This window comes from Ensifer sp. EB106-03-01-XG145, assembly GCF_058792075.1.
Genome location: NZ_JBYTEC010000023.1, coordinates 26,390 through 47,243 on the forward strand (window position 1 = coordinate 26,390; position 20,854 = coordinate 47,243).

Below are 20,854 nucleotides of genomic sequence, written 5' to 3' on the forward strand. Positions count from 1 at the left end.
CATTCCCGATACTTGCGATTTCAGTGTCCGACCTGTTGGCCGACCCAATCGTCGAACCGAGTTGCACCGAGCCGCGGGTTTTTGCCGGGGGTCAGCGACTGGTCGTCCAGGAGTGCGCCGAAATAGCGTGCGTGAACGTCCGGGACGACCTTCCGATCATCCTTGGTCGCCCGCAGGAAATGCCGGACCACCTCGTCGAGCGGTATGGCCTCCGGTCCGGCGACTTCGATCGTTCCGTTGACGGGCGGCGCGAGTGCAATATCGGCAAGCGCCGCCACGACATCGTCGGAGGCGATGGGCTGGAACAACGCGGGTGAAAGGCGAACCTCTCCGTCGACTGTTGCCGATTGCGCGATGCCGCCGACGAACTCAAAAAACTGCGTGGCGCGCAGGATGGTGTAGGGGATACCGGCTGCCTTGATGAGGTTTTCCTGCGCGACCTTTGCCCGGAAGTAGCCGTTATCAGGCAACCGCTCGCTGCCGACGATCGACAGCGCGATGTGATGACGCACGCCGGCGGCAGCTTCGGCGGCCAACAGGTTGCGCCCCGACGTCTCGAAGAATTCGAGGACGGCCTTGTCGTCCCAAACCGGCGCGTTGGCGACGTCGACGACCACATCGGTCCGATCCATCGCTGCGGCCAAGCCTTCACGCGTGATCGTGTTGACGCCGGTATTTGGCGCGGCTGCAAGCACATCGTGTCCGCGCTCGCGCAGGCTCTTCACAAGTTTCGATCCGATAAGGCCGGTGCCTCCGATGACGACGATCTTCATGGGTTCACTCTGCTTCTTCTCGACTGCACCATTGCCGCCGATCTGCGCTGAGACTGCTCCTATGCACCCGGGAAGTCCTTGGGCCTGTCTTGAATTTCCCTTGTGGATAGCTTGATTGTCCGTCCAAGCGGTTGTGTGATCGTGGGGGGATGCTCTAACGACGCGATGGCGTGGCAGTTGTCCGCGGATGGCAATCGCCAGCCAGGGAAAGTCGACCAGGAGGGCTGAGGTGCAATTCAAGTTCGCAGGCTATCTGCTCGATCCGGAACGCCGGGAACTGACGCTCAGCGGGCAGGTTGTCGCCGTCGGTCCGCAGGTTTTCGACCTGTTGGTGCATCTCATCGAGAATCGCGACAGAGTCGTTGGAAAGGATGATCTACTGCTCGCCATCTGGGGCGGCAGGATCGTCTCGGAATCGACGATCACCAGCCACATAAACGCCGTTCGCAAGGCCATCGGTGACAGCGGCGAAGAACAGCAACTGGTGCGCACCATCCCCCGCAAGGGCTTCCGCTTCGTCGGCGAGGTCCGTCTTGTCGATGTTGGAAACGATATCCTTTCGCAAGGTTCGGGCCGCGTCGAGGGCAGCTCTGGAGATGCACCCGTGGTGGCGCCGGAACTCCCTCTGCCCGACAAGCCCTCCATAACCGTCTTGCCCTTCCAGAACCTGAGCGGCGATCCGGAGCAGGAGTATTTTACGGACGGGGTGGTGGAGGACATCATCACCGCACTGTCACGGTTCCGCTGGCTCTTTGTCATCGCGCGCAATTCGAGCTTCACCTACAAGGACCGCGCCGTGGAAGCGACCGAAGCGGGGCGTGAGCTCGGCGTGCGCTATGTTCTGGAAGGGAGCGTGCGCAAATCGGGAAAGAAGGTCCGCATCACCGGCCAGCTCGTCGATGCCACGACCGGTGCGCATCTCTGGGCCGAGCGCTTCGAGGGCACGTTCGACAACATTTTCGAGCTGCAGGATGAGATAGCCGAAAGCGTCGTCGGCGCGATTTCGCCGCAACTCGAACGGATCGAGATGGAGCGCGCCAAACGCAAGCCGACCGAAAGTCTCGACGCCTACGACTACTATCTCCGTGGCATGGCAAAACTGCACAGCGGCACCCGCGAGGCGCTCGAGGCTGCGCTGCCGCTGTTCTACAAGGCGATCGAGCTCGACAATGAATTTGCCTCCGCCTATGCCGGCGCCGCCTGGTGCTTCTTCTGGCGAAAGCTCAACGGCTGGATGCTCGATCGCACGGCAGAGATCGCCGAAGGCGCGCGACTGGCGCGGCTTGCGGTTGAGCTTGGCCGGGACGATGCCGTGGCGCTGACGAGAGGCGGTCACGCGCTCGGTCATCTCGCCGACGACCTCGATGCCGGCATTGCGTTGGTCGACAGGGCCCGACTGCTCAATCCGAACTTCGCACTCGCTTGGTTTCTGGGTGGCGTACTGCGCGTCTTTCGGGGTGAAACGGAGAGCGCCATCAAGGATCTCGCCCATGCCGTTCGCCTGAGCCCGCTCGACCCGGAGATGTTCCGCATGCAGACAGGAACGGCAATCGCGCATTTCTTTTCCGGTAACTATGACGATGCGCTGGTCTGGGCCGAGAAGGCACTCGCCAACCTGCCGAGCTTGCTCGTGGCAGTCGCGCTTGCCTCGGCAAGCCATGCGCTTGCCAACCGTCCCGACGAGGCAAGTCGGTATATGCAGCGCCTGAGACGGCTTGATCCGGCGTTGCGCGTTTCCAATCTGCACGATTGGTTGCCGATCCATCGACCGGACGATTTCAAGCGGTTTGCCGACGGATTGCGGCTCGCAGGATTGCCGGAGTGACCATGGCCGCTTGCGGCGCGTAATGAACAGAGCGCGCGCTGTGCAATTGTCCGGCACCTCGACCACGACAGGTTTGCGAGCGTGCGTTCGGTAAGGCGACCTTGACTGTTCGCTAACGTGCACGCATTCGGCGCTGTACGATGTTCATCTGGAGTTCGTGGCAGGACGCCTGTCGCCCAAGAAGCAACAGCAGTCTCCGCTCCTCGGCTTCGCAGATCCCCGCGCGCCGGCAGTACTCCGATACGTCCAGCAGCGGCTGCGCACCGGACAGGGCGATCAATTTAACCTCTGTGGGTGTCATGGAGTTCAGTCCGCCTGCGGTTGCGCCAATCATCACGTTCGTGATGTCACGGACCGAGCAACGGCCGCCTGCGCATACTGCACCCAGGCTAGGCGATTGAATTGACCGCCGAAACTATACGCATGTTTGGTGACATTCGCTCGATCCACCGTTGACAAGCATGGAAGCAAAGCGTGCGCGTGGCGCGCCGATCGAAGCGCACGAACTCGCTTCACGGGGGCCGAGCACGAGCAGCCCCATACTCAGGTGTAGCTCGACCGCCAAAAGACCCGAACCTAGACTCCGCGATGTAACCCTGACCGGCACATCTCAACCGCGAAAACAGGAGCGCATCATGTCGAATGCACAAACAATTCCCCGAAAGATCGTCACGCAAGAAAGACCCGCGCCGGATGAACTGGTTCCTTCACGCTACGCGGTACGGGTCGGTGACATCGACGTACTGGTCATCAGCGATGGCATCTTGACCCCACCGGCCGAGTCGATGGCGACCAACGCCGACCCCGAGGTGCGGGGCGCGTGGCTCGATGACAGGTTTTTGTCAAAGGTTGCCTTCGATTGGGCGCTGAACGCCGTTGTCGTGCGCAGCGGCGACCAGACGATCCTCATCGACAGCGGTCTCGGCGAAGAGTATCCCGATTTCCCGCGGGCCGGACAGTTCGTCCATCGATTGGAAGCCGCCGGCGTCGATCTTGCCGCCGTGACCGACGTGGTGCTGACGCACATGCACTTCGACCATGTCGGCGGGCTCCTCGTAGAAGGCGTGAAGGAGCGCATGCGCCCGGATCTTCGCGTCCACGTGTGCGCCGCCGAGACCAAGTTCTGGCAGGCGCCCGATTTCTCGCTTACCGCCATGCCACCGGCGCTCGCAGATCTGGCGCGCAAGGCGTCCCTCGATTTCCTGAAAGCGTATCGCAGCAATCTGCGGACTTTTGACGAAGAGGCCCAAGTGGCACCGGGCGTGGTGGTCACTCGTACCGGCGGTCACACCCCCGGGCACAGCGTGGTCCGCATTTCGTCCGGTGGCGAGCGGCTGATGTTCGGCGGCGATGCCCTGTTCCCCGTCTCCTTCGACCACCCCGAGTGGCACAACGGCTTCGAACACGACCCTGAAGAGGCGACCCGGGTCCGGCTGCGGCTTATGCGTGAGCTTGCGGAGACTGGCTCCTGGCTGGTTTCAACACACATGCCGTTCCCATCGGTCGGCCGTGTCGCAACCGCCGGCGACCTTTACCGCTGGGTTCCGGCCTGGTGGGACTATTGACCGAGAGCTTCTGTCAGGAATGAACCAGGCGACTGCCTTGGCCTGAGCAACGGTCGATTGTTGCCCCGTACGGCGCTTTTTCGCCGCGAGGCATCGATCGGCCGTTGACCCTGGTTAGCAGCGAGGAGGCTAAACTTGCTGCACCGTGTTCTAGACAACCCTGAGAGCCGCCGCTTCGAACTCCCTATCGAAGCGGACGCGATCGCAGCCGCATATTATCGGTGAACAGGTTCTTCGACGCCGTCGGAGAACCGATTGAAAAGCATGGCGGAGAAATCCTGAAATTTATCGGAGACGGTCTGCTTGCCATTTTTCCGATGGATCGTAAGGAAGCCTGCATGGACCTGATCGCGGCGGTCCGGGAGGGGTATCAGGCTGCATCTCGCCTTTGGCTGCAAGACGACCACGTGCGCTTCGGCTTGGGCATCCACCTCGGCGCGGTCAATTACGGCAACATCGGTTCAAGACACCGTATCGACTTCACTGTGATCGGTTCTGCCGTCAACAGGGCCTTCAAGCTCGAGGCACTCACCAAACGCCTGCGCCGTCCCGCACTTCTCTCGCAAGAGTTCGTGGACACAGCAGGGTGCCATGCGCAAACCGAGCGCCTCGGGTCTCATATGGTGGACGGCATCGCAACCTCGATCGAGGTGTATGCCTTGCGCCTTGAAAGTCCGGGCAGCGGCGCGACGTTTGGTTAGGCTGCCGCAACGCCACTTTTCGTGACCACGCCATCAGGGTCCAGGCAGCCTGCGAGAGATCGTCGAAACCAAGGTATACCTTTCCCGCCATGCGCCAGGTGCTAGCGTCTTCACGCCGCCTGCCAGCCGCTACTCCCGCCGAAATACGGTTCCTGCCAGGGGGTCAAAACGGTCTTGTGTTAGCTAAGGGGCCTACGTCAGGGCCGTGTTTCGTGAGCTGAGCATCGCGGCTTGAACGCATCATTTGATGCGGCAAAACCAGCACAGAAAGGATTGGCCATGACAGCCGAGCAACCCGGTCACGGATACGTAACGACAGAAGATTGGACCAGGATTTTCTTCAAGGATTGGGGGCCACGCGACGCGCAGCCGATCGTGTTCCATCACGGGTGGCCGTTGAGCGGAGATGACTGGGACAACCAGATGCTTTTCTTCCTCGCAAAAGGCTATCGCGTCATTGCCCATGACCGCCGTGGCCACGGGCGATCCGAGCAGGTGAGCGGTGGCCATGACATGGACCATTACGCTTCCGACGTAGCCTCCCTCGTGCGGCAATTGGATTTGCGCAACGCGATCCATATCGGGCATTCGACGGGTGGTGGCGAAGCGACCCGGTACGTCGCCCGTCACGGCGAGGGCCGCGTGGCCAAGCTCGTCCTGATCGGCGCGGTACCACCGCTTATGCTCAGGACGCCGACCAACCCCGAGGGGCTCCCGATCGAAGCGCTTGACGGCTACCGCGAGGCGCTCGCAACCAACAGGGCGCAGCTCTATCACGACATCGCAAACGGACCCTTCTACGGCTTCAACCGTCCTGGCGCCACACCATCTGCAGCCGTAAGCCACAATTGGTGGCGACAGGGGATGATGGGAGCCGCCAATGCCCACTATCTTGGCGTCAAGGCCTTCTCGGAAACCGACTTTACCGAAGACCTCAAGATGATCGACGTGCCGACCCTGGTACTGCATGGCGATGACGACCAGGTCGTTCCGCTGGCAATTTCCGCCCCCCGTTCAGCTCAACTTCTGAAGAACTCCACCCTCAAGATCTACGAGGGCTTCCCTCACGGCATGGCGACCACGCACGCGGTCGTCATCAACCAGGACATTCTCAGCTTTATCACCAAGTAGAGAGTGGAAGGGCGCCTCGGCGCCCTTCGTCGCCACACGCGACCTGAAACCGAACTGAGCTTCGAGCGGTTGCGAATTGCGGCCGCCGCCTACCCGGAAGGAATGGAGGATTTCATGTGTTCCCCGAAAAAACGGACCGCAAACTTCGGTGTGCCGTGGGAAAAAGCCTACGGCTATTCTCAGGCCGTGCAGGTTAAAGGCATCATCTATGTCTCCGGCCAGCTAAGCCACGACTGGGCCGGCAACCTCGTCGCACCGGCAAAACTGGATCCATCCGGAAGACCGGTCGATTTTTCAACCATGGAAGAGCAGATGCGGCAGACCTACGCCAATGCCGTCGCCGTGCTTGCCGAATTCGGCGCTTCACTCGACGATGTGGTCGAAGAGACACTCTATGTGCTCGATGTCGATGCCGCATTTGCGGCTGCTGGCAAGGTCCGCAAGGAGATGTATGGAGCCGAGGTGCCTGAATGTGCGAGCAACCTCATTGGGGTTTCCCGCCTGGCATTTCCCGAACAACTGATCGAGGTCACCTTTCGGGCGATCGCACCGTGCGTTTCGCTTTGCGGCGCCTGACAGCAAGCCAGCGGCTGGTCAACCGGGCGGACAGTCGAGGTAGAGCAAACCTTCGTTTTATAGCCAGCAGAACCACGTCGGATAAAATGGGTGGATGTTGGTACCTGACGATCAAGGGAGCTAAACAATGCCCGAACGTTCAAACCCCATCGAAGCAGCCACCGACGTGAACATAGTCCACATCATCGACGACGATGAAAGGATTCGCTCGGCGCTGCTGGAACTCTTCTGTTCTTCAGGAATACAGGCCGAAGCCTTCGTCGACACCACGGATTTCGACGAAAGGGGCGACCCGGAGGCCGCAGGGTGCCTGTTGCTCGATGTGAAACTGCCCGGCATGAGCGGTATCGAGTATCAAAGGAAACTGTCGGATGCGGGCTTCGACCTTCCGATCGTTTTCATGACCGGCGATGGAGACGTCCCGACGAGCGTCACTGCCATGAAGGCGGGAGCCGTCGATTTCCTGTTGAAACCCTTCGAGGTGGATGACCTGCTTTGTGCGGTGGCCGCAGCTATGGAGGAAGGAAAAAAGCAGCGGGAAGTGGCTGCAAGGAGAAAACATGCCCGCCAGTGCGCGGCCAGCCTCACCCCCCGCGAACGGCAGGTAATGAAGCTTGTGACCCAAGGTCTCATGAACAAGCAGGCCGCATTCGAACTGGGGATCAGCGAAATCATGGTCAAGCTTCATCGCGCAAGCGCGATGAAGAAGATGCAGGCCCGTACATTCAGCGACCTCGTAAGGAAGTCGGAACTGCTTCAGTGAGGTCGCTGCCTGAGCTTGCGACCGCAAGAGTCGGTCGCGCCTCTTTTCCGGCCGTCCTGGCCCCATTGCGGTCCGCAGCGTGATGTGTCCAACAAACAACCGGCTTCGCGTCGCGATCGGCTTCGCTAAACGAACGTATAGTGATGCAGGTGCGTGAAAGACGGTAGGCTTCCAGCACCATCCTTGGCCGGCACCTTCGTCAGGAGGTGATTATCTGAGTGCCGCAGTCCCCTCCCCGCGGCACGGCCGCCCAAGGCCGGCACACCTAGGGGCCGTTTGACCAAGGTCAGGCGGCCTCCTTTTCTTGACTAGGGTCGAATCCTGCGGGTCCGCGCGTCGCTCAATTGCGTCGTAGCTGTTCGGTTTTCCGAACGAGATCTGCCAGCGAACGGCTCTGCATCTTGCGCATAAGGCTCATCCGATGGAGCTTTACGGTCATTTCGCTAATTCCGAGTTGGTAGGCCACCTGCTTGTTCATAAGGCCACTCACCACCGCAAACATCACTTCCTGCTCGCGAGGAGAAAGGGTATCGACCAGCGCCTGGATCCGGTCGCGTTCCGCCTCGACTTTGCGGCGCTCGGCGTCGAGCTTTATGGCACGATCTACGGCCTCGAGGAGATCCTGGTCGGAGAAAGGCTTTGTGAGGAAATCCATGGCGCCAGCCTTCATCGCCTTTACGCTTGTTGGAATGTCTGCGTGACCCGTCAGAAAGATGACAGGCAGCCGGCTCCCGGCAAGCAGGAGATGTTCCTGTAGGTCCAGGCCGGTGCCGCCCGGCATACGCAGATCCAGGACAAGGCAACCGGGCGCCTGAATGTCGGCAGTCTCCAAGAACTCTGGACCGTTCGAGAAGGCAGTCGCCCGCTTTTGGGTCACCGTGAACAAATCGAGCAACGCTTCCCGCATCGCCTCGTCGTCGTCAACGACGTAGACGATAGGTTCCGCAAGCTTTTCCGCCTTGGTTTGAACGTGTTGCATCAGATTGGCCTCTGTTTCATCCCGCGCGCATCATCGACGATCACGACGAGCGGGCGTTCGCTTTGACGGTGCGCGTGCGAAACGACCGTCGGTTTGAGCAGTAGTTCAGGCTTCATCGCTCCCCTCCATGTCTCGGTCGGACAATGCAGCGGCAAGCGTGGCAAGCAGAACCTGCGCATCGAAGGGTTTTCTGAAGCAGCAAGTCCGGTCGTGCACACTCAGCTGATCGGCGATCTCGTGCCGTCCAGTCATCAGGAAAACAGGCAGACTCGGCTCTTTCCTCTTTACCAAGTCTCTAAGTTCGAACCCGTCCATTCCCGGCATGCCGATATCCGTGATGAGCGCATCCAAACCCGGTAGCCCAGCGGAAAGAAGCGATCGGCCCGACGAAAAGCTGCGAGCCGAGTAGCCGGCCGACTCCAAGAGGTCCTCCAGCGACTCCAGCAATCTCGGATCGTCGTCAACAATCGCGACGACCTGCCGATGCGGCAAAGCCATCGATTTCACGCCGGTCTTTCGGGCATGCGTGATGGGGATCTTCAAACGTTCCGCGATCCGGACCAAGTCGGCAAAAGAACCCGCCTTCATCTTCTGCATCACATTTCGCCGGTGGATCTGCAGGGTCACCTCGCTGATGCCGAGTTCCGCGGCCGCCTGCTTGTTGAGTAGCCCGCTTATGACCAGCGGCAGCACCTCGCGTTCGCGCGGTGTCAGGTCGAGATAGCGCCGCCTCAGCTTTGCGAACTCTGCGCGCTCGGCTCGTCTTTTCTCGTCTTGGGCAATGGCCGTGTGAATGGCGGCCATCAAGTCCGCGTCGGTAAACGGTTTGGTCAAAAAGTCCACCGCGCCATCCTTTATGGCGCGCACCGACGAACGGATATCTCCGTGACCGGTTATGAATACGATCGGTGGATGTTCCCCTGTCGCTATTTCACTTTGAAGATCCAGACCGTTGATGTCCGGCAACTCGATATCCAACAGCAGGCAGGCTGGCGTGTCTGGTTTCTCTGAATTGACATAGTCTCCGGCCGAACCGAAGGCGATCGACTGGATACCGTGTGAGGCCAAAAGCTCGCACAGAGCCTCGCGGATCCGATTGTCGTCATCGACGATGAAAACTGTGTATTCGTCGTTCGTCATGCCGCCGCTTCCACTTCAATCGGCAACGTAAACGTGAAGATTGCGCCACTCGGTTCATTGTTTTGCACCCACAGTCGCCCCCCGTGCGACTCAATGATCGAACGACAAATTGCCAGGCCCATCCCCATTCCATTCACTTTCGTCGTAAAGAAGGCTTCGAAAATTCGTTCAGGAAACGCGACACCCGTGCCACGGTCACTGACCTCGGTCGCAACAAAATCACCAACGCGATGGACCCTGACGCTAACAACGCGGTCGCGAACAGCGGCGTCCATCGCGTCCATACCGTTACGAATGAGGTTCACCAGAACCTGCTGGATCTGCACCTGGTCGACGACAACATTCGGGAGGGCTCGCTCGATATCGAGCTCGACCCGGACGCGACGGCGCATGGCCTCCTCTGTGATGAGATGAACTGCTTCGGCAATCACGTTCACAAGATCGGTATTGCTCTGCGGCTCGACGCGCTGTCTGAACAGGGCGCGGATGCGGCTGACGACCTCCGCCGCAGAGTTGGCGTCACGGATGATGCGTTCGGCTGTGATCTTTGCCCGATCGAGATTGGGTGGTTCGGCCAGCAGCCAACGGTGACAGGCGTTGGAGTTGGCCACGATCGCTGCCAATGGTTGGTTCACCTCATGGGCGATTGATGCGGAAAGCTCAGCCAGGCTCGCCGACTGGCTGGCTCTGGAAAGCCTCTCTTGCGCAAGACGCAATTCGTCCTGCGCCTGAACCTCGCCATCGATATCAAGGCAAATCACGTTCCACTGGATGATGGCGCCCTCCAGATTGCGCATGGCAGCCGCTCTGGTCTCGACCCACCGATACTCGCCGTCAAACCGCCGCAGACGGTGTTTGCGCGCATAAGGTTCACCAGTGGCCAGGGAATGCGCATACTTCTCCTTGACCCCTGCAACATCGTCGGGATGCACCCCTGCATCAAGCGTTGCGTCCAGCCGAGACTTCCCAGTTCCGTCCAGATCTTCAAGATTATACCCGAGAAATTCCCGCAACTGCTGGCTGCGATAGACCGGCTCGCCGTTTGGCGCGGCGCAGTCGATCATCGCCGGCAATGTCTCGACCAGTTGCCAAAGCGATCGCTCGCGTTCGCGCAGCGCTTCCTCGACGCGCAATTGATCGTCGATATCATGTGACAGCCCGTACCATTGCACGATCTGTCCAATGTCGTCGCGCAGGGGTTCTGCATTGCTTTCAACCCAGCGATAGACGTCATCCGAGCGGCGCAGCCGAAACCTTTTCGAGAAGTTTTCGCCGGTGGCGATAGATCGGTTCAGTGCGTCCTCAAGACCGGATGCATCGTCCGGGTGGACGGCTCCTCTGAAGATGGCCGCCAGCCGGCGCGGGTCCGGCTGATCGGAACTCGCTGCATCCAGACCCAGAAAGCACATCAGCCGCTTATTGAAAAATGTTGGCTCGCCCTGACGGTTCAGGCGCCAAAGCAGGCTGGGAACGATATCGACGAGCTGTAGGAGTTCTCTTTCGCGGTCGCGCAACGCGTTCTGTGCACGCATCTCATCATCGATGTCGATCGAGATCGCATACCAATTTGCGATCCCCCCCTCCGGGTCGATCAGCGGCGCCGCACGCCCGTCGACCCAACGGTAGACTCCGTCCGAGCGGCGCAAGCGGTACTTCATTCCGTAAGATCCGCCTGTCGCAACGGAATGGCGGACCGCTTCCAGGAGGCGCGCGGAGTCGTCCGGATGCACGAGCATTTCCATCGCCGTCGCCAGCCGGCTGCCAGCCGGTGTTTCCAACTGTGCGAGATCTTTCCACCCATAGAAATCAAGCAGGCGCTTGTTGAAAAAGGTCGGTTCGCCGTTGGGCCCCAGTCGGCGGATGTGAACCGGGACCATGTCGACAAGCTGCGAGAGTTCGAGCTCTCGGCCACGCAACGCCTCAACGGTCTTCTTGTAAACATCGATGTCGAGCGCGATGCCGAACCAGCCCACGATGCGGCCTCGGGCATCGCGGGCGGCCCGGGCGGCAGTCCTGGCCCAGACATAACTTCCAGATACGCGGCGGAATCGAAACTCGACGTTGAAGTCATCCCCCGTTTCGAGGCAACGATTCCATGCCGCTGCGGTCCGCTCGTAATCGTCCGGATGCAGCAATTGCTTCCAGGCCGTGTGACCTTCGTCAACGGAAACGTTCAGTTGTTCCGCAGTGACGCCGAGCGAGTTCTGCGCAAATGGATGCAGGTAAATCCAGCGTCCGCGCGCATCGAACGCCCAGCCGTTGCCGAATATGCTCTCTACAGCTCTCGCAGACCGCAATGGTTCTGGCTCACCAGCGGTATCGGATGCCGTAACCATACGAGGCTCGCGATCCGTCACCAACTCGTCGATGTCGACGCTGACGCTGTACCCGGGCTCGGCACGGGTTTCCGTCCACCTATACTTGCCGTCGGGCTGTCGCTGTCTGTGCCTCGTGACCTGGGGAACACCCGTCCAGAACGCACGCGCGGCCGCATGAGCCGCTGCAGTTCGATCGTCGGGGTGAATTGCGCTCAATGAGCTTGGCAATTCCTGTACGGCCGCCTCCGCCGTATCGGCAAAACGAGCGGCCGCGTCAGACGTTTCGATGTCGATTATGGCGCCGTACCAGCCAAGGATACGATCATCACCATCGCGCAAGGGCTGGGCAGACGTGCGGCTCCAACCGTAAGCGCCGCTTTTGCGCAGAGTTCGATGCTCGATATTGAAGTGCTCGCCCGATTCAAGACACCAGTGCCAGAGCGCCATTGACCGTCCGTAATCGTCCGGATGGATCATTCTCCTCCAGCCGAGAGGACCACCATCCGACTGTGAGCTGAACTCCTCAAGCGTCAGGGCCAGCCGCGACAGCACCGCAGGGCTGACGCAAACGATCTCACCGGCCGGGTTCGCAGCCCAAGCGTTGCCGACCACACTTTCGATGATCCGCACCGCCTGCATTGCTTCCAGCCCGATTTCGTCAGGTGTGTCGAACGCCTTCGTCATTGCCTTCTCCTGCAGGACGAGGAAGCCACTATCGGCGCTCTGCATAGCAGTCGTTCTCGATATCCGGACTGCGCGAACTAGCCGCCCATCCTATTCTCGCCGCGTCTCTCCTGCATCCTATGGAAATCTATGACAACTGGCAGTGTATTCTAAGCTGTACCTCCGCATAGGCGAAGAGTAACTCTCGGCCTCGTCTGGCAGCGCGACCTGGGCGGCACGACGGTTCCCTAATGCACTGCAGCCAGGCCGATGGATGGTTGCTTCGGCACAAACGGGACTATCGTCTCGTCGCGAGACCGGCAGATGAGCCAGCCTTCGTCAAGATAGCCTTGTCACCACCCGCAAGGCATGGTTCCGAACGATCGCCCGGCGCACCTGCCGATCGCCGCGACGTCTCGAAGCGCTCGGTCGAGGTTCTGCGTGAAACCGCAGGGCAGAGCGCTGACAATCCCCGCAGGCATCATGGACTTCCATAGGCTGCGGCATGGCTGTGATTGCGATAGGATCAAGGGAAACGGGTGAATGGTTCGTCCCATCCGAATGCGTTTATACTGCCTTGGTAGGGCCTACTGCGCCCAGGCTTTCTCTGTCCGATCGGAGCAGCCGATGGAATCAGCTTCTAGAGTTGGCGACAGCCATTCAGAGACAGTCAGCCAGCCTATTCAGGGGCGCGAGCGAACGTCGCCAGGGCCCGCGGCGAGCGCGTTACCGCGCGCACCGACCGACCGACCGTCCCTCGGGCCTGCTTCACAGTGGCGGCAGTTTCGATCAAGCCGCCCGCAGCTGTTGCATCTGGTCGCGTTCTTCGCAGCCTACGTGCTGGGCTGCGGATTCGCGAATGTGCTCGCTATCGTCCCGGGCATCACCGTCTCGATCTGGCCTCCCGGCGGCGTATTTATGGCGACACTCATCCTCACCTCTCCCTACAGTTGGCCATGGTGGATCGTCAGCGGTTGCCTTGCCGAGATGTTTGCCCAGCTTGTCTGGTTTCACAGCCCACTTCCCGCAGGATTTTTGATCTTCGTCGGCAACGCGCTCTGCGCTTCCGTGGGTGCGATGCTCGTAAGCAGCGCCACAGGTCGCCCCGTCCGACTGGAAACCCTCCAGCAGGTCCTGGCTTTCGTCATATTGGGGGCGGGAGTAGCACCACTCGCAAGCGCGACCGTCGGGAGCGCAACCCTTGCCTGGTTCGGCGTGAAATCCCAGACATTCGCGTCCGTGTGGCCACTGTTCTGGATTGGAGATGCGACAGGCATCTTGCTGGTAGCACCATTGGTGCTGGTCCTCGTCCGCTCGTGGCGCGGAGAGTCAAATCTATCTGTCGAACGCTGGACGGAGGCTGCCGTTCTCTGCCTCATCTTCCTGGGCGTTGCCGCCCTTTCCTTGAGTGCTCGCTTCTTCCCCACTCCATATATCATTTTGCCGTTTCTGCTTTGGGCCTCCGCACGTTTCGAATTCCGAGGTGCCGCTGTCGCCTTGACGCTCCTCACGCTGATTACGATGGCGCTCACGATATCCGGAGACAGCCAGTTTATCGGTGATGCCGGATCGCAAAGGCAACAGCAGGTCATGCTGCAGCTCTTCCTCGTCATTTCCGCATTCTCGGCGCTTGTCGTCGCAGCCATTTCCAGGCAGCACCAACTGGCACTCGCCACCGCTCGTCAAAGCGAACTCCGGCTGCAACGCTTGATCGACGCCGTTCCGGCTCTCATTTGGAGCGCCACGCCTGACGGAACGCCGAGCTACCTCAACAAGTGGGCCACCGACACGACCGGGCTGGCGCTGACGGATCTGGTTGCGGCCAACGGAAGACGATCCTTGACGGACATTCACCCGGATGACCGCACTGCCACCGATGAGGCGCTGAAACGCGCCTTCGAGGCGGGCACGACCTTTGCGGGCAGATATCGTCAGCGGCGCGCAAATGGTCCCCATCGATGGGTCGAGAGCCGGGCTGCGCCCTTGCGTGACGAGGCCGGAACGATCTTGCAATGGTATGGCGTTTCCGTCGACATCGAAGACGCAGTAATCGCGCAGGCAGCACTGCGCGAACGGGAGCAGGAGCTGCTGCACCTTGTGAACATGGTGCCAAGTCACGTTTGGCGCTTGACCCCCGATGGCGAGCCGACCTTCTTCAACAAACGCATGGTGGACTTTCTCGGCTTGGACATTTGTGACACGGACAAACCGGGAAAAACCCGACTGGCAGCCATGGTCGAAGCCTCCGTGCATCCCGCCGAGGCAGGTGCATTCGTCGACCTGCTTCGACATTGCCTCGAAACCGGTGAAGACTTTGCTATGCGGTATCGCCTGCGCCGGGCCGATGGCGTCTTTCGCTGGATGTCGAGCCGGGCAGAGCCAATGCGGGATCAATCAGGGCGGATCGTTCAGTGGTACGGCATTTGCCATGACATCGATGATCTGACCCACGCCGAGGACGCATTGCGCCGTAGTCAGAGGCAGCTTCAACTGATGATCGACGCAGTGCCGGTCCGCATCTGGAGCGCGACGCCATCGACCGGCTCAGTCTACTTCAACAAACAGTTCCGAGACCGTTTCCGCTCGGTTGTCGCAAGCTTCGAAGCGCACGGGGAGCAGAGTATCGAAAGTCTGCTTCAGAAGCTGATCCATCCGGACGACGCTTCGGCCGTCGGGGACACGCTGCAAAGATGTTTCGAGACCGGCAGTAGCGCGACGTTGCGCTTTCGTTGGCTTGAAATTGAAAGCGGATATCGCTGGGTGGAATGCCGGGTCGAACCTCGTCGCAATCAGGAAGGAGAGATCGAGGAGTGGTATGGCGTTTCGCTTGATATCGACGATCAGATGCGGGCTCAAAACGCATTGCACGATCGCGAGCGCGAGCTGTCCCTGCTCGTCGACATGGTGCCGGCCTTCATCGCCCGCCAGACCGCCAGCGGTGAACTGAGCTTTCTGAACAAGCGGTTGGTGGACTTCCTCGGATTCGATGCCATCGACGTGAACAAGCCGGGCATGCCCCGCGCGGGCGCGATGATGCGTTCTGTCGTCCATCCAGACGATATTGCCTCCGTGCGTGAGAACGCCACGCACGGCTTCTCCACCGGTGAACCATTCTCCAACAGATATCGCATGCTGCGCGCCGACGGCGCATACCGCTGGGTGGATGGACGCTGCGAGCCATTGCGCGATCAAAGCGGGACGATCGTGCAGTGGTATGCCGTTGCCATCGATGTCGACGACGAAGTGCGCGTCCAACAACGGCTATTCGATCGGGAACGCGAACTCTCGCAGCTGGTCGATATGGTGCCCAGCCCACTCTGGCGGTTAAACACGGATGGGGAACCGGTCTTCTTCAGCAAGAGCCTGATTGAATTCCTGGGCCACGACGTGAAGGACTATCAGGGGACCGGCAGCGTTCTCGCCGCTGCCATAACGGCCGCGCTTCACCCGGATGACGCAGCGAAGATGGATGCCACGCTTAGAGAGGCTTTCGTCACTGGCGAGAGCTTCTCCTTAAACTACCGGCTACGCCGCGCCGATGGCGTCTATCGCTGGATGTCGGGCCGCGGCGCCCCCTTGCGGGACGCCACCGGTCAGATCCTGCAATGGTTCGGCATTTGTCACGACATCGACGATCAGCTCCGTGTAGAACTGGTCTTGCGCGAGCGTGAGCGCTCGCTTCGACAGCTCATTGAAACCTTGCCTGCGATGGTCGAATGCACCGACCCGAACGGTGATCCTGTCTACCGCAGCGAACAGCTTCGCGAGTATCTGGGGTACAAGTTGGAAGCGCCGGACGCCTCGGGAGAAGCAAGGCCGTCGGGCGCGCTTGGTGCTGCCGTCCATCCCGACGATATACCTCAGGTCCATGAGAGCTGCGGCCATGCCTTGTCGACCGGCACGCCCTATGCGCAGAAGCATCGACTTCGTCGGTCGGACGGAGAGTATCGCTGGGTGGAAACCCGAGCAGCGCCCATGAGGGACGCAGAGGGGCTGATCGTCCAGTGGAACGTCATTTGCATCGACATTGACAGCGAAGTTCGGGCCCAGGAAGATTTGCGGGCTGCGCGCGACGGTCTCGCGCGTGCGTCTCAAGCCGCTAGCCTTGCCGAACTTTCCGCCTCGATCGCCCATGAGGTGAACCAGCCGTTGGCAGCGATCGTGACAAATTCGCATGCGTGCCAACGCTGGCTATCTGCTGATCCGCCAAACCTTGAGCGAGCGCAAAGGACGGTGGAACGCATTACTCGCGATGCAAACGCCGCCGCAGACGTCGTGAGCCGCATCCGTGCATTGTTCACAAGGTCGGTTGAACCTGGGATGAGCACAACGGTGGACAGAGTCATTGCTGAAGTGCGCAGCCTTATGGCCGAGGAAGCCATGCGGCGCCGCGTCCGCATACAGGTCGATGTCGAAGGTGACCTGTCTCCGGTCGCCATGGATCGCGTCCAGCTTCAACAGATACTGGTCAACCTAATCCGAAACGGCATAGAGGCGATGGCATCCACTGCGGATCTGCGGATGGTCAGCCTGCATGCGACGCGTATCGATGACATGATCCGCATCGCTGTCAGCGATTGGGGCGCTGGGGTCCAAAACCCCGACAGGATTTTCGAACCGTTCTTCACCACGAAGAACGACGGCATGGGCATGGGGTTGGCGATCTGCCGTTCGATCGTCGAGTCTCACGGCGGACGTCTGTGGGCAGAAAAAAACGAACCCCATGGATCGACGTTTGTTTTCACATTGCCGATCGAAACCAACCCAACGACATGACGATTGCCTCACAGGGCTGCGTGCAAAAAAATCACGCTGTTAGTCTTCATCTCCGACTGCCGTTAGCGTCGGATGCCGTTCAGCCAGCGGTAAGGAGTGTCCAACACAGGGCGGGTAGCAGCCAAGGCGATCGTCGTGTCCTGATCTGAGACAGCGCTGCGTGCGAGGAGCGTCCCCCGCTCTCGTTGCCAATGATGTGGTTCGCAAGACTACCGGCCATCTGTTCTAGTGTGAACGCAGGTCAACTTTCATCGCGTGCACTCCAAAGGCAGTCCGTCTCCTTTCGACCCCCGCCGATGACAGGCCTTCGCTCCGGCCGGAAAGGCTGGTGGAGTCACTTCCCAAGAGCATACGTTCCCCCGAGGCGAGTTAACAGCTCGACGAATTGCTTTCCAGCAAAGACGAGTAGTCGGGTTCTCAATGACTTTGTTCAGCGCCCGACCGATCCAGAACCCGTCCAAGCCCACCTCCTGGATCACCACCAACGGATAAACCGCTCGCGCGCGTGACAATGCTTTTTGACGCAGTTCGGAAAACAAGGCGAACAGGCCACCAAGATCGCCGCCAGCGACGGCGTGACGAGACATCTTCGGGCTTCCCGGCGAAAGCGATGTCACCAGCCATGTCGATTTGCTCAGACCAATGAAACGAAGATTGCGCCAAGATCGACCCGGATAGCGGCAGGTACTTCGGCTTTATCGGCTGTCGTAAGCATGATGAGCCTCCAGAGAGATTTTCTAGCGAACCCACTCTGCCACGGTGCAGGCCGCTGTTCACTTTCCCGGTAGGGACGCCCGTTGCCGAGCGCCCCCCGGACAGATCCGAGCGAGCGGGATTCCCGCACTCGGCTCCTACCTCGGGTGAGTGACGGCGAAGCGGACGCTTGGCCAGGGATGAAGAGTACGCGGTTTGGGAAGCCAGTCGCCCGAGATCAGAGCGATCCTTGTCCATGTGGTTCGGTCTTTCTGGCTGCGGCGCTGGAGCGCCCGCCGCCAGAGGTTCACCACATGGTGGTGGAATGCCGAGATTGCGCGACTGTTGGTGGGGACTGCAAAGTAGGCAAAATGCCCGGTCACTACCTGCCTCAGCCATCTCCCTTGTTCAGGGATCGACTGGTGCCATCGACGTCGTAGCTCCTCCTTGATCTCCTGGAGCTTCGCCCGCATCCGATCCCCGCGGGTCTTCCGTTGAAGCTGGAAGAGGCCGCGACGGGATCGTCCGCAGATGAGTGTGAACCCCAGGAAGGTAAAGGTCTCCGGTTTTCCGAGCCCGCGCCGCTTGCGATTGACCGCCGCAAAGCGACCAAACTCAATCAGGCGGGTCTTGTCCGGATGGAGCGTCAGCATGAACTCCTCAAGCCTCGCACGCATCGCATCGAGGAAACGACGGGCGTCCTCCTCTCGCTCGAAGCCGACCACCACATCGTCCGCATAGCGCACGATGATCATGTCGCCGGTGTTCTCGCGCTGTCGCCAGCGCTTGGCCCACAGGTCGAGAACGTAGTGCAGGTAGATATTGCCAAGGAGCGGCGAAATCACCGACCCTTGACCCGTTCCCCTGTCATCAACGGTCACGATCCCGTCTTCGAGGATACCCGCCTTCAACCACTTCTGGATGAGGCGGATGATGCGCTTGTCGCCGATCCGATGTTCCAGGAAGCGGACCAGCCATGTCTGGCTGACAGCCCCAAAGAAGTTTTGGATGTCGGCGTCGATGATCCAGTTTACCTGCCGCTTGTCGATCGCTGTACACAGCGCATCCAACGCATCGTGCGGGCCTCTCCCTGGCCGAAACCCGTAGGAGAAGCCGCAGAAGTCACCTTCGTAGATGGCGTTGAGCACGATGACGGTCGCCCCTTGGACAATCTTGTCTTCCAGAGCCGCGATCGCTAGCGGCCGCCGCTTCCCGTCCGCCTTCGGTATGTATGTCCGGCGCGACGGTTGCGGGCGGTACGCTCCCCGATGAACTCGTTTGTGCAAATCTACGAGCCGAGGCTCGAGGTCTGCCTCGTAGTCCTGCCACATCATGCCATCCACCCCGGGGGCGGCCTTGCGCCTGAGCGCGAAGAACGCCGTGCGAAGTGCATCGACAGTGAGGTGGTGGAAGAGCGCGGTGAACCGATCCTTCTTCCTCAGCCTTGCGGCTTTCCGTACGCGATCCAGCGACTGGGTCATGCGAGCCCGGCCCTGTGTCCGGTGCATGCGTTGTTGTTCCGCGTTCCCCTTGGTCCCCGGCCTTGGCTCCACCAACTCCGCCACCGGTTGCCCGGCTTTGTTCGTCAGCTTCACAGCTACTATGCCAGAGTCAGACTTCTCCGTGTCGTGCATCAGCGGCTACGGCTCCTCGCCTTCCCGCTGCGGACCATGTCCTCCAAAGAGGCCATGGCCGACCCGGAGATCTCCCGGTTCCCGCGCCGGATTGGTGAGGCACTCGCATAGCGCACCTCCCATATTGCCTTCCGCTATGAGGACAGCGTCGGCATCCGAGATAAGATCCTTTTCGCGGCTCAATGGCTGGCCTGCATGCTCCCCTACCGACGCTTCGCCGACATCCTCGCGGATGCCTGCGCACGGCTCGGGGCCGACGTGGTTCGCTACACCTTCATCGTAATGGACTTTCACCATCTACTCCTTGCCGGTCTCCCGGCGCACCCTCATGGGATCTATAGGCGATGTTGCCGGTCAGACCATGGGTCTCGAACATCTCCGAGAAATAGCGGGAAAAGGCGATGATCTTCTCGGGGCGTAGATCCTCGATGTCGATCTCGCTTCGGAGCGCCAGCGGGCTCGTCTTTTCGACCGCCAGCAGATAGCGCTAATGCGCGATCGAGGCGGAAGTTCGGCAGGGCCTTTTACGACTACCGCGGCGAAGCGCCCGTCCCGAGCCGCTGAATGGGGAGGAGTGCCGAAGAACCGCGTCAAGATAGCAGCCCCTGCCGTTGTCCGAGGTTCGAGGTCATCTGGTCGCCATGCTTGCAACCAGATCGCTGAACCTCTCGCCCTGTATCCCGACATGCGCCCTAAGCAGGCGCCGCGCCTCCTCTCCGTCCCCGGCAAAGATGGCGTCGACAATGGCACAATGTTCCGTGAAGGAGGTCGCCAGACGATTGCGCACCCGCAGTTGAAGCCGTCGATAGGGGCGCAGGCGGCGGTGCAATTGCGTGCACTGCTCCTCGAGGAAGTCGCTCCGGCTGGCGGCGTAGATCGCCTTATGGAATGCCTCGTTGTCGTAATAATAGGCATCGCTGTCACCGGCCTCGGCCGAAAGCTCGCAACGCCTGTGCGCTGCCGCGATCACTTCGCGGGTCTTATCGTCTAGCCTACGCGCGGCAAGCGATCCGGCGAGCCCCTCCAGTTCCGCCATCACCTCGAACATCTCATAGACGCGGTGCGGCCCCGGATCGATGACGACGGCCCCTCTGCGAGGTCGAATTTCGATCAGGCCGATGGCGTCGAGCTGCATAAGCGCTTCGCGCACCGGCGTCCGCGAGACTCCGAACCGATTGGCAAGCACCATTTCGTCCAAGCGCTCGCCAGGGGAGAACTCATTGGAAAGAATTGCGTTTTCAATCTCGTCCCGAAGCCACCGGCCGACATTTTCGGACATCTGTTCCGCTTCCTCATACATGAACATCGATCTTGTAT

The 20,854-nt window shown here is 60.3% G+C and carries 14 protein-coding genes and 3 pseudogenes; 7 read left to right on the forward strand and 10 right to left on the reverse strand.

Annotated elements, in window-relative coordinates; all coding sequences use genetic code 11:
* Positions 1-20: 20 nt before the first annotated feature.
* Positions 21-773: an SDR family oxidoreductase gene (locus AC3WWH_RS30095; RefSeq protein ID WP_058323732.1), complete on the reverse strand. Its 753-nt coding sequence runs from the start codon at positions 771-773 to the stop codon at positions 21-23.
* A 229-nt stretch (positions 774-1,002) separates the two neighbouring features.
* Between AC3WWH_RS30095 and AC3WWH_RS30100 the strand changes: the two genes are divergently transcribed.
* From AC3WWH_RS30100 to AC3WWH_RS30125, 6 genes are all read left to right on the forward strand, one after another.
* Positions 1,003-2,598, forward strand: coding sequence for a winged helix-turn-helix domain-containing tetratricopeptide repeat protein (locus AC3WWH_RS30100; RefSeq protein WP_058323733.1), 1,596 nt, complete (start codon positions 1,003-1,005; stop codon positions 2,596-2,598).
* Between the two features lie 635 nt (positions 2,599-3,233).
* On the forward strand, positions 3,234-4,163 hold the full coding sequence (locus AC3WWH_RS30105; protein WP_058323734.1) for an MBL fold metallo-hydrolase: 930 nt from the start codon (positions 3,234-3,236) through the stop codon (positions 4,161-4,163).
* Positions 4,164-4,384: 221 nt separating this feature from the next.
* On the forward strand, positions 4,385-4,864 hold the full coding sequence (locus AC3WWH_RS30110) for an adenylate/guanylate cyclase domain-containing protein (RefSeq protein WP_058323735.1): 480 nt from the start codon (positions 4,385-4,387) through the stop codon (positions 4,862-4,864).
* 279 nt (positions 4,865-5,143) lie between these two features.
* Entirely contained in the window at positions 5,144-5,995 is an 852-nt protein-coding gene (locus tag AC3WWH_RS30115) for an alpha/beta fold hydrolase (RefSeq protein WP_058323736.1), read from the forward strand.
* Positions 5,996-6,109: 114 nt separating this feature from the next.
* Positions 6,110-6,571 (forward strand): RidA family protein, encoded by a 462-nt coding sequence (locus AC3WWH_RS30120; RefSeq protein ID WP_245299223.1) that lies wholly within the window; start codon positions 6,110-6,112, stop codon positions 6,569-6,571.
* A 127-nt stretch (positions 6,572-6,698) separates the two neighbouring features.
* Positions 6,699-7,334 carry a response regulator transcription factor gene (locus AC3WWH_RS30125; protein ID WP_058323738.1) on the forward strand — a complete coding sequence of 212 codons (636 nt, stop codon included), beginning with the start codon at positions 6,699-6,701 and terminating at the stop codon, positions 7,332-7,334.
* Between the two features lie 340 nt (positions 7,335-7,674).
* Here the strand turns inward: AC3WWH_RS30125 and AC3WWH_RS30130 are convergent, their stop codons facing one another.
* From AC3WWH_RS30130 to AC3WWH_RS30145, 4 genes and pseudogenes are all read right to left on the reverse strand, one after another.
* Positions 7,675-8,313, reverse strand: a complete 639-nt coding sequence (locus AC3WWH_RS30130) for a response regulator transcription factor (RefSeq protein ID WP_058323739.1) — start codon at positions 8,311-8,313, stop codon at positions 7,675-7,677.
* A 105-nt stretch (positions 8,314-8,418) separates the two neighbouring features.
* The gene (locus tag AC3WWH_RS30135; protein ID WP_176707579.1) at positions 8,419-8,811 is read right to left on the reverse strand and encodes a response regulator; all 393 of its coding nucleotides are present in this window, start codon (positions 8,809-8,811) and stop codon (positions 8,419-8,421) included.
* A 9-nt stretch (positions 8,812-8,820) separates the two neighbouring features.
* Positions 8,821-9,453 (reverse strand): annotated as a pseudogene (locus AC3WWH_RS30140) (response regulator transcription factor); the annotation flags it as partial.
* Positions 9,450-12,455, reverse strand: coding sequence for a PAS domain-containing protein (locus tag AC3WWH_RS30145; RefSeq protein WP_082641018.1), 3,006 nt, complete (start codon positions 12,453-12,455; stop codon positions 9,450-9,452). The gene AC3WWH_RS30145 and the pseudogene AC3WWH_RS30140, both read right to left, overlap by 4 nt.
* Before the next feature lie 606 nt (positions 12,456-13,061).
* Here AC3WWH_RS30145 and AC3WWH_RS30150 point away from each other — a divergent pair.
* Positions 13,062-17,210: a PAS domain-containing protein gene (locus tag AC3WWH_RS30150; RefSeq protein ID WP_082641015.1), complete on the forward strand. Its 4,149-nt coding sequence runs from the start codon at positions 13,062-13,064 to the stop codon at positions 17,208-17,210.
* 431 nt (positions 17,211-17,641) lie between these two features.
* Here the strand turns inward: AC3WWH_RS30150 and AC3WWH_RS30155 are convergent.
* From AC3WWH_RS30155 to AC3WWH_RS30175, 5 genes and pseudogenes are all read right to left on the reverse strand, one after another.
* Positions 17,642-17,925: pseudogene (locus AC3WWH_RS30155) on the reverse strand (IS110 family transposase); the annotation flags it as partial.
* 136 nt (positions 17,926-18,061) lie between these two features.
* Positions 18,062-19,384, reverse strand: a complete 1,323-nt coding sequence (gene ltrA / locus AC3WWH_RS30160) for a group II intron reverse transcriptase/maturase (protein ID WP_492377419.1) — start codon at positions 19,382-19,384, stop codon at positions 18,062-18,064.
* A gap of 159 nt (positions 19,385-19,543) precedes the next feature.
* Positions 19,544-19,831 carry a hypothetical protein gene (locus AC3WWH_RS30165; protein ID WP_245299224.1) on the reverse strand — a complete coding sequence of 96 codons (288 nt, stop codon included), beginning with the start codon at positions 19,829-19,831 and terminating at the stop codon, positions 19,544-19,546.
* Between the two features lie 43 nt (positions 19,832-19,874).
* A pseudogene (locus tag AC3WWH_RS30170) lies at positions 19,875-20,042 on the reverse strand (LysR family transcriptional regulator); the annotation flags it as partial.
* A 123-nt stretch (positions 20,043-20,165) separates the two neighbouring features.
* Entirely contained in the window at positions 20,166-20,816 is a 651-nt protein-coding gene (locus tag AC3WWH_RS30175; RefSeq protein ID WP_058323749.1) for a GntR family transcriptional regulator, read from the reverse strand.
* Between the last annotated feature and the right edge of the window lie 38 nt (positions 20,817-20,854).

Bases quoted from the DNA above. Each gene is read 5' to 3' on its own strand.
- AC3WWH_RS30095 (WP_058323732.1), bottom strand. From the start codon at position 773: ATGAAGATCGTCGTCATCGGAGGCACCGGCCTTATCGGATCGAAACTT.
- AC3WWH_RS30120 (WP_245299223.1), top strand. From the start codon at position 6,110: ATGTGTTCCCCGAAAAAACGGACCGCAAACTTCGGTGTGCCGTGGGAA.
- ltrA (WP_492377419.1), bottom strand. From the start codon at position 19,384: ATGACCCAGTCGCTGGATCGCGTACGGAAAGCCGCAAGGCTGAGGAAG.
- AC3WWH_RS30115 (WP_058323736.1), top strand. From the start codon at position 5,144: ATGACAGCCGAGCAACCCGGTCACGGATACGTAACGACAGAAGATTGG.
- AC3WWH_RS30125 (WP_058323738.1), top strand. From the start codon at position 6,699: ATGCCCGAACGTTCAAACCCCATCGAAGCAGCCACCGACGTGAACATA.
- AC3WWH_RS30105 (WP_058323734.1), top strand. From the start codon at position 3,234: ATGTCGAATGCACAAACAATTCCCCGAAAGATCGTCACGCAAGAAAGA.
- AC3WWH_RS30175 (WP_058323749.1), bottom strand. From the start codon at position 20,816: ATGTCCGAAAATGTCGGCCGGTGGCTTCGGGACGAGATTGAAAACGCA.
- AC3WWH_RS30135 (WP_176707579.1), bottom strand. From the start codon at position 8,811: ATGGCTTTGCCGCATCGGCAGGTCGTCGCGATTGTTGACGACGATCCG.
- AC3WWH_RS30130 (WP_058323739.1), bottom strand. From the start codon at position 8,313: ATGCAACACGTTCAAACCAAGGCGGAAAAGCTTGCGGAACCTATCGTC.
- AC3WWH_RS30150 (WP_082641015.1), top strand. From the start codon at position 13,062: ATGGAATCAGCTTCTAGAGTTGGCGACAGCCATTCAGAGACAGTCAGC.
- AC3WWH_RS30145 (WP_082641018.1), bottom strand. From the start codon at position 12,455: ATGACGAAGGCGTTCGACACACCTGACGAAATCGGGCTGGAAGCAATG.